12 protein-coding genes and 1 tRNA gene are annotated in these 13,016 nt (G+C 59.7%); 5 read left to right on the top strand and 8 right to left on the bottom strand.

Annotation, left to right across the window (positions count from 1 at the left end):
• Nucleotides 1-2: 2 nt before the first annotated feature.
• Nucleotides 3-3,419, top strand: coding sequence for a DNA translocase FtsK 4TM domain-containing protein (locus RPE78_RS05235; protein ID WP_406721417.1), 3,417 nt, complete (start codon nt 3-5; stop codon nt 3,417-3,419).
• 89 nt (nt 3,420-3,508) lie between these two features.
• Nucleotides 3,509-4,111, top strand: coding sequence for an outer membrane lipoprotein carrier protein LolA (locus tag RPE78_RS05230; protein ID WP_339108435.1), 603 nt, complete (start codon nt 3,509-3,511; stop codon nt 4,109-4,111).
• Nucleotides 4,112-4,119: 8 nt separating this feature from the next.
• Here RPE78_RS05230 and RPE78_RS05225 read toward each other — a convergent pair whose 3' ends face one another.
• Nucleotides 4,120-4,698, bottom strand: a complete 579-nt coding sequence (locus RPE78_RS05225; protein WP_339108434.1) for a lytic transglycosylase — start codon at nt 4,696-4,698, stop codon at nt 4,120-4,122.
• Between the two features lie 190 nt (nt 4,699-4,888).
• On the opposite strand from RPE78_RS05225, the gene hspQ reads away from it, so the two are divergent.
• Nucleotides 4,889-5,215 carry a heat shock protein HspQ gene (gene hspQ / locus RPE78_RS05220; protein ID WP_339108433.1) on the top strand — a complete coding sequence of 109 codons (327 nt, stop codon included), beginning with the start codon at nt 4,889-4,891 and terminating at the stop codon, nt 5,213-5,215.
• A 7-nt stretch (nt 5,216-5,222) separates the two neighbouring features.
• On the opposite strand, the gene RPE78_RS05215 is transcribed toward hspQ, so the two are convergent.
• Both RPE78_RS05215 and RPE78_RS05210 read right to left on the bottom strand, forming a co-directional pair.
• Nucleotides 5,223-5,738, bottom strand: coding sequence for an ATP-binding protein (locus RPE78_RS05215; protein ID WP_339108432.1), 516 nt, complete (start codon nt 5,736-5,738; stop codon nt 5,223-5,225).
• On the bottom strand, nt 5,728-6,075 hold the full coding sequence (locus tag RPE78_RS05210; protein WP_339108431.1) for an STAS domain-containing protein: 348 nt from the start codon (nt 6,073-6,075) through the stop codon (nt 5,728-5,730). Before RPE78_RS05210 ends, RPE78_RS05215 begins: the two co-directional genes overlap by 11 nt.
• 135 nt (nt 6,076-6,210) lie before the next feature.
• Between RPE78_RS05210 and RPE78_RS05205 the strand changes: the two genes are divergently transcribed.
• Nucleotides 6,211-6,861, top strand: coding sequence for a pseudouridine synthase (locus RPE78_RS05205; RefSeq protein ID WP_406721416.1), 651 nt, complete (start codon nt 6,211-6,213; stop codon nt 6,859-6,861).
• A 7-nt stretch (nt 6,862-6,868) separates the two neighbouring features.
• Here RPE78_RS05205 and RPE78_RS05200 read toward each other — a convergent pair whose 3' ends face one another.
• From RPE78_RS05200 to RPE78_RS05190, 3 genes are all read right to left on the bottom strand, one after another.
• Complete coding sequence (locus tag RPE78_RS05200) at nt 6,869-7,102, bottom strand: WGR domain-containing protein (protein ID WP_339108429.1); 234 nt, start codon at nt 7,100-7,102, stop codon at nt 6,869-6,871.
• Between the two features lie 179 nt (nt 7,103-7,281).
• Nucleotides 7,282-7,407 (bottom strand): type B 50S ribosomal protein L36, encoded by a 126-nt coding sequence (gene ykgO / locus RPE78_RS05195; protein WP_096433353.1) that lies wholly within the window; start codon nt 7,405-7,407, stop codon nt 7,282-7,284.
• Between the two features lie 83 nt (nt 7,408-7,490).
• Nucleotides 7,491-7,565, bottom strand: a tRNA-Val gene (locus RPE78_RS05190).
• Between the two features lie 192 nt (nt 7,566-7,757).
• On the opposite strand from RPE78_RS05190, the gene RPE78_RS05185 reads away from it, so the two are divergent.
• Complete coding sequence (locus RPE78_RS05185) at nt 7,758-8,621, top strand: N-formylglutamate amidohydrolase (protein ID WP_406721415.1); 864 nt, start codon at nt 7,758-7,760, stop codon at nt 8,619-8,621.
• On the opposite strand, the gene RPE78_RS05180 is transcribed toward RPE78_RS05185, so the two are convergent.
• Together RPE78_RS05180 and clpB are read right to left on the bottom strand one after the other, a co-directional pair.
• A complete protein-coding gene (locus tag RPE78_RS05180; protein WP_406721414.1) occupies nt 8,622-9,896 on the bottom strand; it encodes a DNA polymerase IV in 1,275 nt (424 codons plus the stop codon).
• A 210-nt stretch (nt 9,897-10,106) separates the two neighbouring features.
• Nucleotides 10,107-12,719 carry an ATP-dependent chaperone ClpB gene (clpB, locus tag RPE78_RS05175; RefSeq protein ID WP_406721413.1) on the bottom strand — a complete coding sequence of 871 codons (2,613 nt, stop codon included), beginning with the start codon at nt 12,717-12,719 and terminating at the stop codon, nt 10,107-10,109.
• Nucleotides 12,720-13,016: the final 297 nt, after the last annotated feature.

Below are 13,016 nucleotides of genomic sequence, written 5' to 3'. Positions count from 1 at the left end.
AGATGGCATTGTATCAAATGAGACAGCGCGACCCCCTTCTCGACCAGAATACGCAGGCACTTCTTGAACGCCGCGGTAAAGAGCTTGCCGGCGCGGGACTGATCGTTCTGGCGGCGCTCTTGAGCATGATGCTTGTCAGCTATTCGCCCGAAGATCCCAGCTGGATGGCCGCCTCGGATGGGGAGGTGCAGAACTGGCTGGGGCGGATCGGCGCGGGGATTGCCTCGCCGCTTTACGTCATTTTTGGCCGTGGATCATGGCTTCTGCCGCTGGCCTCGCTGGCATGGGGCGTGCGTTTCATGACCCATCGCGGCGAAGAACGGGCCCTGTCGCGGCTGATTTTCCTGCCCATCGCGATCGCGGTTTCGGCGGTGCATTCGGCACTTCTGGTGCCGGGGGCGGAATGGACCGCGAATTTCGGACTTGGCGGCCATTTTGGCGATATGATCGCGGGAATGATGCTGGGGATCGTTGGCGCTTCGGCCTTTGTGGTGAAGTTCCTGTCGCTGCTCTTTGCGGCCGGTAGCCTTGCGATGATGGCCTTCGTTACCGGGTTCGTGAAGCCGGAGTTGCAAAATATCCTGCGTTTCCTGCTGCTTGGTCTGCTGGCAGGTTATGACGCGATCATGCGTATGATCGGGCAGGGGGCATCGGCTTCGGTGCTGGCGGCGCGTGGTGCCGCAGAACGCCACCGTGCCCGCCGTGCCGAGGCACAGGCCCATGCCGCCGAACTGGCCGAATGGGAAGCCCAGCAGGACTATCAGGCGCAGGCGGCCCAGCCCTCGCGCGCCCAATCGGCGCGTCGCGCGCCGGTATATCAGGCCCCCGTCTATGACGAGGAAGAAGAGGTTCTTTACGACGACGAACCCGAACAGGACGCGCCTCGCGCAGGCTTCCTGTCGCGCATTATCCGTCCCGCCGAGCCGGAGCCGATGGTCGAAGCCGAGCTTGTGGACTTCGAATATGACGATCCGCGCGCCGGAACGGACGAGGCACCCAGCCCCGAGCGGATCAAGGCACGTATTGCCGAGGCCGTGCATCAGCGTCGGCAGGCCCCGCGGGTGCAGCGTCAGGAGGCTCCGCAACACCTTGCAGCACCGGTCGCGCCGGAACCCGAAGAGGTCCAGCCTGCACGGCCCGAAGCCCCGCTTTCGGTCATGGCGGCTGTGGCCCGCCGTCTGGCCCGTGGTCCGAAACTGCGCGAGCGGATCGAGCCGCAGCTGAAGGCCGAACCGGCCCGCGTCGAACCGCCGCTGCGTGCCGAGCCGCGCTATATGCCGCGTTTCGGAGCGTCCCATGCCGAGGCTCCGTCGGCCCCTTATGCCGATATGGCGCATCCTGCTTATGCCCCGCAGCCCGCGCCGCGCGCGCAATCTGCGGCAGAGGTCTCGGATGCGCGCAGCCGTTTGATGGCCGAGCCGCATCAGGATTTCCGCGCGCAGGATCAGTGGCTTGATCAGGGCTATCACATGGATGAGGTCGAAACGATGGACAGCCATCAGTTCGAGCCTTTCGACGTGGATGCGTTCAGCGCCTTGGACGAGACCTATGGCTCCGCCCATTCCGAGCCCGCACCCGCACAGATGCCCCGCGCCAGCTTCTCGGCGCCGGTGGAAGAGAACGAGGAGCCGTCTGCGGCTTATCGTATGATCCAGCGCGGCGAGGCCTATGCCGAGGATGCGACGCTGAGCGGGGATGATGACGACGACATGATGGATGCGCCGCAGCCGTCATTGTCGCAGCCATCGCTGGATGAGGCGCATGATATGGGCGTTGCGCGCAATGCCATGCCGGATGTGCCTGCCGTCAAGCCGGTTGCAACGGCAAAGACCGTGGCACAGGGGGAAAGCCTCAATCGCGGGCCGATCCAGAAGCCCGTGCATATGCCGAGCGCGACCCATGCCAATTACGAAGCGCCGCCGATGTCGTTGCTGACCGATCCGGCTTCCATCCCGCGTCACCAGTTGCCCGACGAGGCGCTGGAAGAAAATGCGCGCCAGCTGGAAACCGTGCTGGAAGATTACGGCGTCAAGGGCGAGATCGTCTCGGTCCGTCCGGGTCCCGTGGTCACCATGTACGAACTGGAACCGGCGCCGGGTCTGAAAGCCAGCCGCGTGATCGGTCTGGCCGATGATATCGCGCGGTCGATGTCGGCGCTGTCTGCGCGGGTGTCGACCGTGCCGGGGCGCACCGTGATCGGGATCGAGTTGCCGAACGAGCATCGCGAGAAGGTCGTGCTGCGCGAGATCCTGAGCGCGCGTGATTTCAGCGATGGCAATATGCGCCTGCCGCTGGCTCTGGGTAAGGATATCGGCGGCGAGCCTGTTGTGGCCAACCTTGCCAAGATGCCCCACCTGCTGATCGCAGGGACCACGGGTTCGGGGAAATCGGTGGCGATCAACACGATGATCCTGTCGCTGCTCTATCGCCTGACGCCGGATGAATGCCGTCTGATCATGATTGACCCGAAGATGCTGGAACTGTCGGTTTATGATGGCATCCCGCATCTGCTTTCGCCCGTTGTGACCGACCCGAAGAAGGCCGTTGTGGCGCTGAAATGGGTCGTGGGCGAGATGGAAGACCGCTATCGCAAGATGTCCAAGATGGGCGTGCGCAATATCGAAGGCTATAACGGCCGCGTCAAAGAGACGCTGGCGCGTGGCGAGATGTTCAAGCGCACCGTGCAGACCGGTTTTGACGAAGAGACCGGCGAGCCGATCTTCGAGACCGATGAATTCCGTCCCGAGCCCTTCCCCTATATCGTCGTTATCGTCGACGAGATGGCCGACCTGATGATGGTCGCGGGCAAGGAAATCGAAGCCTGTATTCAACGGCTTGCACAGATGGCACGTGCTTCGGGTATCCACCTGATCATGGCCACGCAGCGCCCGTCGGTGGATGTGATCACAGGCACGATCAAAGCGAACTTCCCCACCCGTATCTCCTTCCAGGTGACCTCGAAGATCGACAGCCGCACCATTCTGGGCGAGCAGGGGGCCGAGCAGCTTTTGGGCATGGGCGACATGCTTTACATGGGCACCGGTTCGCGTCTGAACCGTGTGCACGGGCCGTTCTGTTCGGATGAGGAAGTCGAAGAGGTGGTGAACCACCTGAAATCCTTCGGGCCGCCCAGCTATATGTCGGGCGTGGTCGAGGGGCCGGAAGATGACAAGGCCTCGGATATCGACGCGGTGCTGGGTCTTAATACCGGCGGCAATACCGGCAATGAGGACGCGCTTTACGATCAGGCGGTGCAGATCGTGGCGAAGGACCGCAAATGCTCGACCTCTTACATCCAGCGTAAACTGGGCATCGGCTATAATAAGGCCGCGCGTCTGGTCGAGCAGATGGAGGAAAACCATGTGGTGTCTTCCGCGAACCATGTCGGTAAACGCGAGATCCTGATCCCCGAAGCCTGAGCCGGTTTCCGCAAACTCGTGATAGGCGCCCCGTGCAAGTTGATTGCGCGGGGCTTTTCCTTTTTCAAAAAGCGCCTAAATTCCAGCTTATGAACATACTTCGCTTCGCGCTTGCGCCCGTCCTCGCCCTGTCTCTTGCCGTGCCGGCATTTGCCGATGCGATTTCGCTTGGGACTTTGTCCAGCTATCTCAACAGCCTGCAATCGGCCTCTTCGAAGTTCACACAGGTGAATTCCGATGGCTCGATCTCGACAGGCACGATTTATATCCGCCGCCCCAATCGCGTGCGGTTCGAATATGATAAGGATAAAACGCTGGTGCTGGCTTCGGCAGGGCAGGTGGCGATTTTTGATCCGAAATCCAATATGGGACGACCGGAGCAATATCCGCTGTCGAAAACGCCCTTGAGCCTGATTCTGGCCGATAATGTCAATCTGGCCAAATCGGGGATGGTGACCCAGCATACATCGGATGGCACGAAAACAACCGTCACCGCGCAGGACCCGCAGCACCCCGAATATGGCAATATCCAGATGGTGTTTACGGGCAACCCGACCCAGCTGCGCCAATGGGTGATTACCGATAATGCGGGGGCGAAAACCACGGTGATTCTGAATGGCTTGCAGAATGGCAAAGCCTTTGCGCCGTCGCTGTTCTCGATCGATCAGGAGGTCAGCCGCCGAGGCGGCTGACCCTGTTTTCAGCGCCGACAGGAGGCAAGCTGTGCGCGATACATCAGCGCACGGCTTTGCACTTTGCGTGCCACGGCCAGAAGCCAGGGCTTCGATTTATGCGACCCGTTGGCAAAGCCGCCCCGCCCCTCGTGATAGGCCAGATATTGGTTCATGGCATCGGTTTTGGGGATGCCCAGCTTTTTGCTGGTGCCATCCATATACCATCCGATAAAATCGGTGGCGTCCTGAATCCGGTTGCGCCGCGCACCGCGCCCGCCGCCGCTGTCGCGATATTCTTCCCATGTCGCGTCCAGCGCCTGACTATAGCCATAAGCCGAACTCTGACGCCCCATCGGAATCACCCCAAGCGCATATTTGAACGGGGTTTTGGCATTGCCGACAAAGCGCGACTCTTGGTGAATGGTGGCCATCTGCACATAGACAGGAATCCCCCACCGCGATTCGGTGCGTTTCATCGCCTTGAAATAGGCGGGTCTCTCACGCGACAATGCGCATGCGTCATCAAGATTTTGTGGCGCCTTGTAGTTGCCCCCACCACAGGAAGCGGCCAGTAGGGCCAGCGCCAAAAAGGCGAATTTCTTCATACTGCTCTTGCCTGATTATGATCTCGTTTTGCAGGGCAGTGTATCCGAAAATGACCATAACGAAAATCACAAAGCTTCCGGCACGACTGTCAGGGCCACTTACACAGATTGTTTCCGGCGAATTTGTGGAAAAAATGCTGGGTTGTTTGTAAAAGAATTAAGAATTCGAAAACTTTAGGGAAGGCCGTGTATGTTTGCCACTCAAGCCAAATTCCATATCGGGCAGGTTTTGCGCCACCGGAAGGATGCATTTCGTGGCGTTGTCTTCGATGTGGATCCGACTTTCGCCAATTCACAGGAATTCTATGACGCTATTCCCGAGGATAGCCGCCCTGCGAAAAATCAGCCCTATTACCACCTTCTCGCCGAGACGGATGACGATTTCTATGTCGCCTATGTCTCGGAGCAGAACCTGATTGTAGACGGGTCAGGTGAGCCTGTGGAGCATCCGGATCTGCCGGATCTGTTCGGCGAGTTTGAAAACGGCGCCTATCCGCTGCAATTCCAGCTGAACTGAACCCCGATCAGCCTTCTTGCCGCAATGGCAGGCGAAAGGCCAACATGTTACGTCCATTTTCGCGTTTATAGCCAAGATCTTCGGCCAGATCGCGAATGAGGAACCAGCCGAACCCGCCTTCAGGAAGTTCGTCTGTATTCAGAGTCTGCAACGCATCTTCGACAGTATCGAAGGTTGACGGGTCCTCCAGAACGAAGGACGGCAGCTCGACCCCGTCATCAGTGACAGAGCAGTTCAGCCCGCGCTTTTCCATCACCATGGAAAGGGTGATCGTTCCGACGCCGGTATCCTGATAGCTATGTTCGACGATGTTATTGAGCACTTCCGCCAGCAGCAGCTCTAGCGTCCCCGCTTCGTCTTGCGACATATGCAAGACAAACCGTGCCAAAGCGGCGCGCAATGCCTCTCGTACCGCAAGCGGGGTGGCGGGAAAGCTATGATGAAACAGTCGCGGCTGAAGCCGATCCTCTCGCGGAATGGCCGTGCCGGACTTCAACGCCTCTGCGTCATGATTAGCCAGCATTCCGTACCTCCGGCAGGAAGGCCTCTTCCGCAGTGGGATGGATTTTGAAAATGGTGTCCATCCGCGTCAGGCGGAAGACTTTTGCCACATTCATATTCAGACCGGCCAGTTCCAGCTTGCGATCCGCCGGCAACGCTTTCATGACCGCCACGATCGCCCCCAAGCCGGAGCTGTCGAGAAATGTCACGCTTTCAAGGTCCAGTACCACGCGTTGCGATGGTTGCGTGCAGGCTTCACGCATTTGATCTTTGAAGCGGATCGCGATGGCTGCATCAAGACGGTTCTCTTCGACCCGGACCCATAATGCGTCTTGGCGGGCTTCGGCATAAAGATTCATCTGCAGTCTCCAGCTCGTCACTTTTCACCTATCCCGTTTAAGCGCAAAAGCTTACCAAACCGTAATTATGGCTCCGGCCGTAATCGGGACCAAAGGGGGCTTGACCACGCAGACGATCGCAGGCAAGCGACCTTTATGATGTATCGCTATGATCCGCCAACCGACCCCGTCACGATCCTGCATGCCGACCATGAAATTCTGGTGGTCGACAAGCCGTCCGGCTTGCTGTCGGTGCCAGGCAAGGGGCCGGAAAAGGCGGACTGCCTGATTGCGCGCCTGCGTCATTCCTACCCCGAGATCCTGCTCGTGCATCGTCTCGATTGCGATACCTCGGGGGTGATAGTCTTTGCGCTTACCCCCCATGCGCAACGGCACCTGGGGCTGCAATTCGAGCACCGCCAGACCAAAAAGGCGTATCTGGCGCGGCTCTGGGGCCATCTGGAGCCGAAAGCGGGGCGTGTCGACCTGCCGTTGATCGTTGATTGGCCGAACCGCCCGCGCCAGCATGTGGATCACGAGAACGGCAAACCTGCCCAGACCGACTGGAAAGTGCTGCGCCATGATCCCGACGGGACGACGCGGGTGCGGCTGATGCCGTTGACAGGCCGGAGCCACCAGCTTCGGGTCCATTGCCAGTCGCTGGGGCATCCCATTCTGGGGGATCCGCTTTATGCCGAGGGAGAGGCGCAGGCCTATCCGCGCCTGATGCTTCATGCCCATACGCTGCGGCTGCGTCATCCCGATGGCGGGATGCATATGTCCTTTAGTGCCGAAGCGCCGTTCTGAGGGGCCTTCAGGAGGCGGCTGCCTCGGTCAGGGCATAGCCCTTGCGGGCGGCCTGCATGCGCCATGTATCAGCGGCCTGAACCGCATCTCGCAGGTTCGAGAAAAGCACGCTGCGCATTCCTGTAGCGCGGCCGTGGCGCCCCCATTCGCGCTGGACGGTGTATTCACCAAAAAGATTGTCGCACACGTCCACACGGTAGAAATCGCGGGCGCATTGGCGATGTAGAAGAAGGGTCAGCATGGCAGTGCGTTCCTTAATCGGCCTATCACCATTGAATCAGAAGAGCGCGCATGGGGCTATCAAAAATCCACCCGTCCGGCAGGATTTTTCACAGCAGGATTTTGCAAGAAAAGCGAGATGACAAAAGAAAAACCGCAAGGTTTCCCTTGCGGTTTGATCTTGCCGATGGCTCGGTCGTCTCAGCCCTGACGGGCTTTGAAACGACGCTGCGTCTTGTTGATCACGTAAACGCGGCCCTTGCGGCGCACGATTTGGCAATCGCGATGACGCTGCTTGAGCGAGCGGAGCGAGTTGCGAACCTTCATGGTCGTATCTCCTTGTCGCGGCGCGCGTGCGCCTTGAAAGCAAAAAGCCCCGACAGCCAGGCCGAAGGGGCGGCGAAATAGAATGGTGGGCGGTACTGGGATCGAACCAGTGGCCACTACGATGTCAACGTAGTGCTCTACCGCTGAGCTAACCGCCCACGCTCCGATTTGATTTGCCTTCGACCGGATTTTGTCTCAGGCTTGTGCCTGTCCAGAACCTCGATCTTCCGGTTCACCTCATCGGTGTGGAGGGGTCTATAAAAGGTGTTCGCGAGACGCGCAAGAGGGTTTTGACGAGAAAATGCATTGCGCTACACTGCGGGCATCATAAAGAGGGTTCATGACCATCCATGAAACATGATCTTCCGGCATTCAAACTGTCCGTGCCTGATCCGGTCCGGACTTCTGTCATTTTTTCGTCGCCGCATTCTGGGCGCTATTATCCATCTGATTTTAAACAGAATACAGCGTTGGATCTGCTGCGCCTCAGGTCGTCCGAAGATGCTTTTGTGGATGATTTCATGCGCTTGGCCCCTGATCTCGGGGCCTGTTCCATCGCCGCGACCTATCCGCGCGCCTATCTCGATCTCAATCGTGCGAAAGACGAGCTTGATCCGGGAATCATCGACGGGCTGCGCCATCGGGGCAGCGGAAGTCGCGTGGCCGCCGGTCTTGGCGTGATTCCCCGCGTGGTTTCGGGCGGTCGCGCAATCTTGCGCGGCAAGATCAGTGTCGAAGAGGCCCAGAATCGCCTTGATGATATCTGGGAGCCCTGGCATGGCCGGATTGCGAGCCTGATGGAGGATGTGCACGCTATTTTTGGCGAAGCGATTCTGGTTGATCTGCATTCCATGCCCAGCGAGGCGATTGAAGCATTCGGCTTGCGGCGCCCCGAGATTGTGATCGGGGATCGCTATGGCAGTTCGGCATCGGAGCGAATCGTCGAGGGAATCGAGGCGGCATTTGCCGAGACCGGCCTTTCTGTCAGCCGGAATGCGCCTTTTGCCGGGGCATATATCGCGAAAACCTATGGTCAGCCGAACCTGGGCCGCCATGCGGTGCAGATCGAAATCAACCGCGCGCTCTACATGGATGAAGCGCGAATCGAACGACGTGCGGATTTTCCCGAGTTTCAGGCGCTTATGGACGGGGTGCTGACCCGTATCGCGGATATCGGCCGTCCGCGCCAGTCCGGCTCTCTGGCGGCGGAATAGCTAGTCTTTCGGGTCCAGATCCAGCCCGCGTCCGGTCCGGATGGCCGTAGCGCCGAATTTCGCGCGGATCGCATCGGTGGCCCGCTCCAGCTTGGCCCGCTGTCCGGCATCGGGGTCCAGAAGGTCGCCGACAGGATCGCCCGCCTGCGCGGGGCGCAGACCCGAATATCCGATGCCGATCAGCCGATAGGCCGTGCCGGAGGGCAGGGTATCAAACAGCCGCCGTCCCACGTGAAACAGCGTATCGGCCAGCTGGCTCGGGTCTTCCAGCGGCAACTGGCGGGTGATGGTCGAGAAATCGGATCTTTTCAGCTTGAGCGTCACGATGCTGCCCGCCAGTTCCTTGGCCTTCATCCGCGCCGCCGTCTTTTCGGACATGTGCCATAATTGAGCCAGCAGCGCGTCACGGTCACTGAGGTCCTGCGAGAAGGTTGTTTCGTTCGAGACGGACTTGACCGGCGCATCCGGTATCACTTTGCGGCTGTCCTCGCCCTGCGCCAATGACCAAAGCCGCATACCCTGACCGCCAAACCGCCGGAGCATGTCATCCCGCCCGATCCGGCGGATATCGTTCAGGGTCCGGATACCTGCCTGTCCCAAGGCCTGACGTGTCGCCGCGCCGACCCCCCATAGAATACTGACGGGCTTATCTTGCAAAAATGCGGCTGTCTCGGATTTGCCGATCACCGAAAATCCGCGCGGCTTATCGAGATCGGACGCAATCTTGGCAAGAAACTTGTTGTGGCTAAGCCCCACCGAAATCGTCACGCCAATCTCGTTCTCGATCTCGTTGGCCAGCCGCGCCAGACACTCCGCGGCCGTCATACCATGAAGCTTCTCGGTCCCCGTCAGATCCAGAAAGGCCTCATCGAGCGAGAGCGGCTCGATCAGCGGCGTTAGCCTTGCCATCTTGGCCCGGATCTCGCGCGATACCTCGGCATAATAGGAGATGCGTGGGGGAAGAATAACGGCATCCGGACATAGTTTGCGCGCCTGAAACATCGGCATGGCAGACCGTACACCATAGATCCGCGCCACGTAGCAACAGGTCGTGACAACCCCCCGCGTGCCGCCGCCAACAATCAGAGGCTTGGCGGCCAGGGACGGGTTATCCCGTTTTTCGACCGAAGCATAGAAACTGTCGCAATCCATATGGGCAATGCCCAGAGAGAAAATCTCGTCATGGCAGACAAGGCCATCGCGGCGACAGCGCGGGCAACGCCCCCGAAAGTTATCGGGATAATGGGCAAGGCAGGATCTGCAAAGCGTCGCCATGATATCCCTCAAAAGGCAAAAGAAGGAGGGGCGCTCGCGCCCCTCTTGGCCCTTGGGGCCAATTCACCCCTGAGGATATTTCTTGCAGCTGGAAACCCACCTTATAGATCCAGCTGCTGAAAATATCCCGGGGGGCTGCCGCAGGCAGCGGGGGCAGAGCCCCCTCCGCGGTTGTGGGAGAGGCGGCGACTTGTATCGCCGCCTCTCCGGTTAATGTAGCGAAGCGCTGAGGGGGGCGTTGTCCCCCGGAGGCACGATGTGCCCCCCGACAGAAAGTCCGTCCGCTCCGGCGGTGACCGTCACGGTGGACCCGTCAAGGACTTCACCAGACAGGATCAGGTTGGCCAGCGGGTCCTGCAGATAGCGCTGGATCACCCGTTTCAGCGGGCGTGCGCCATAGACCGGATCATAGCCCTTGTCGGCTAGCCAGGTGCGCGCGGCATCATCGAGCGCCAGTCCGATTTTGCGGTGGCCCAGACGGGCTTCGAGCCGTGCGAGCTGTACCGTCACGATACCGTCCATATTCTCGCGCGAGAGGCGGTCGAAGATGACCATCTCGTCCAGACGGTTCAGGAATTCGGGGCGGAAGTGCGCCCGTACCGCATCCATCACCTGCGCTTTGGCCTGTGCCGCATCCGATCCGTCCGGCAGGGTGCTCAGCGCCTGCGAGCCGAGGTTCGAAGTCAGCACGATCAGCGTCTGTTTGAAGTCCACCGTCCGGCCTTGGCCATCGGTCAGCACGCCATCATCGAGCACCTGCAGAAGCACGTTGAACACATCGGGATGCGCCTTTTCGACCTCGTCGAACAGCACCACCTGATAGGGGCGGCGGCGCACGGCTTCGGTCAGAACCCCGCCTTCGTCATAGCCGACATAGCCCGGAGGGGCGCCGATCAGACGCGACACGGCGTGTTTCTCCATGAATTCCGACATGTCGATGCGCACCATCGCCTGATCATCATCAAAGAGATAATTGGCCACGGCCTTGGTCAGCTCGGTTTTCCCCACACCGGTCGGGCCGAGGAACAGGAAGGACCCCAGCGGGCGGTTCTCGTCATTCAGGCCCGCACGCGCACGGCGTACCGCATTGGCCACGGCTGTCACGGCAGCGTCCTGCCCGATCACCCGCTTATGGAGCTCTTCCTCCATTTTCAGCAGCTTCTCGCGCTCGCCCTCGAGCATTTTCGAGGTCGGGATGCCGGTCCAGCGTTCGACAACCTCGGCGATCTGTTCGGGACGCACGGCCTCTTCCACCATGACATCTTCCGACGCCTCGGCCTCGGAGAGCTGTTTCTCCAGATCCGGTATACGGCCATATTGCAGCTCGCCGGCTTTGGCGAAATTGCCTTCGCGTTTGGCACCTTCCAGTTCCGCCCGTGCGCGGTCCAGCTGTTCTTTCAGCACGCGGCTGGATTCCAGCTTGTCGCGTTCGGCCTGCCATTTGGCGGTCATCCCGGCAGAGCGTTCCTGCAGCTCCGAGAGTTCTTTCTCGAGCTTTTCAAGACGGTCCTGGCTTGCGGCGTCATCTTCTTTCTTCAGCGCCTCGGCCTCGATCTGCGCCTGCAGGATCTGGCGATCCAGCGCATCGAGTTCTTCGGGCTTGGAATCGACTTCCATCCGCAGGCGCGATGCTGCCTCATCGACCAGATCGATTGCCTTATCGGGCAGGAAACGGTCGGTGATATAGCGATGCGAGAGCGTTGCCGCCGACACAAGCGCCGAGTCAGAGATCCGCACCCCGTGATGGAGTTCGTATTTCTCCTTGATGCCGCGCAGGATCGAGATCGTATCCTCGACGGTCGGCTCTTCCACCATCACCGGCTGGAAGCGCCGCGCAAGGGCTGCGTCTTTTTCCACATATTTGCGGTATTCATCCAGAGTGGTGGCGCCAACGCAATGCAGCTCGCCCCGCGCAAGCGCCGGTTTGATCAGATTGGCCGCATCCATCGCCCCATCGGATTTGCCCGCGCCCACAAGCGTGTGCATCTCGTCGATGAAGAGGATGATTTCGCCGGCGGCGGCTTCGACCTCTTTGAGGATGGATTTCAGGCGTTCCTCGAATTCGCCGCGATATTTCGCACCGGCAATCAGCGCGCCCATATCCAGCGCCAGAAGCCGTTTGTCGCGCAGGGATTCCGGCACGTCACCATTGATGATGCGCAGCGCAAGCCCTTCGGCAATCGCGGTTTTCCCCACGCCCGGTTCCCCGATCAACACAGGGTTGTTCTTGGTGCGGCGCGAGAGGACCTGCATCGTGCGGCGGATTTCGTCGTCGCGCCCGATGATCGGGTCGATCTTGCCTTCCGCAGCAGCCTCGGTCAGGTCGCGGGCATATTTTTTCAGCGCCTCATAGCCGTCCTCGGCAGAGGCACTATCGGCCGTGCGGCCTTTGCGCAGGTCGTTGATGGCGGTGTTGAGTTTCTGTGCGGTCACAGCCCCTGCATCCAGCGCGTCTTTCGCGCGGGTATTGACGACAGCCAGCGCCATCAGGATCCGTTCGACCGGAACAAAGCTGTCACCGGCTTTCTTGGCGATCTTCTCGGCCTCGTCCAGCACGCGCACCAGCGATTGCTCGACATAGGTCTGACCATCGCCACCCGAAACTTTGGGCAGTTTTTCAACGGCTTGATTGACCGCATCGGTCACGCGTGCGGCATCACCGCCGGCACGGTTGATCAGGTTGGCCGACAGCCCCTGATCGTCATCCATCAGTGCTTTGAGCAGATGTTCGGGCACCACACGTTGATGGCCTTCCCGCATTGCAATGGTTTGCGCAGATTGAAGGAAGCCGCGCGAACGCTCCGTGAACTTTTCCATGTTCATCGGGTATCTCCTTTTCTAAAGCCCCCGAAAATCGATATGCCCGTAAGCGGCACATATCTGGTCGGGTCTCATCGAATAATTGGGTGGGTTTCTATGCGTATTCAAGGGACCGGCCTCGACCAAATTGAAATATTTCGCCTTAGGCGACGTGTTTGGGGAACTGTTTGGGCCCTGGCAAGGTTCCGTAAATGTCTCGCCCGTAGGATGAGACATCAGGAACAGGAGAGACATCATGACTGTGCTGCATTATCTGCCCTTCCTCGCCGCCTTAACCCTTATGGGTCTGGTCATGATGCA

This window comes from Thioclava litoralis, from assembly GCF_045278885.1.
Taxonomy (GTDB): Bacteria; Pseudomonadota; Alphaproteobacteria; order Rhodobacterales; family Rhodobacteraceae; genus Thioclava; species Thioclava litoralis.
This window is presented reverse-complemented; position numbering and strand designations above follow the sequence as displayed.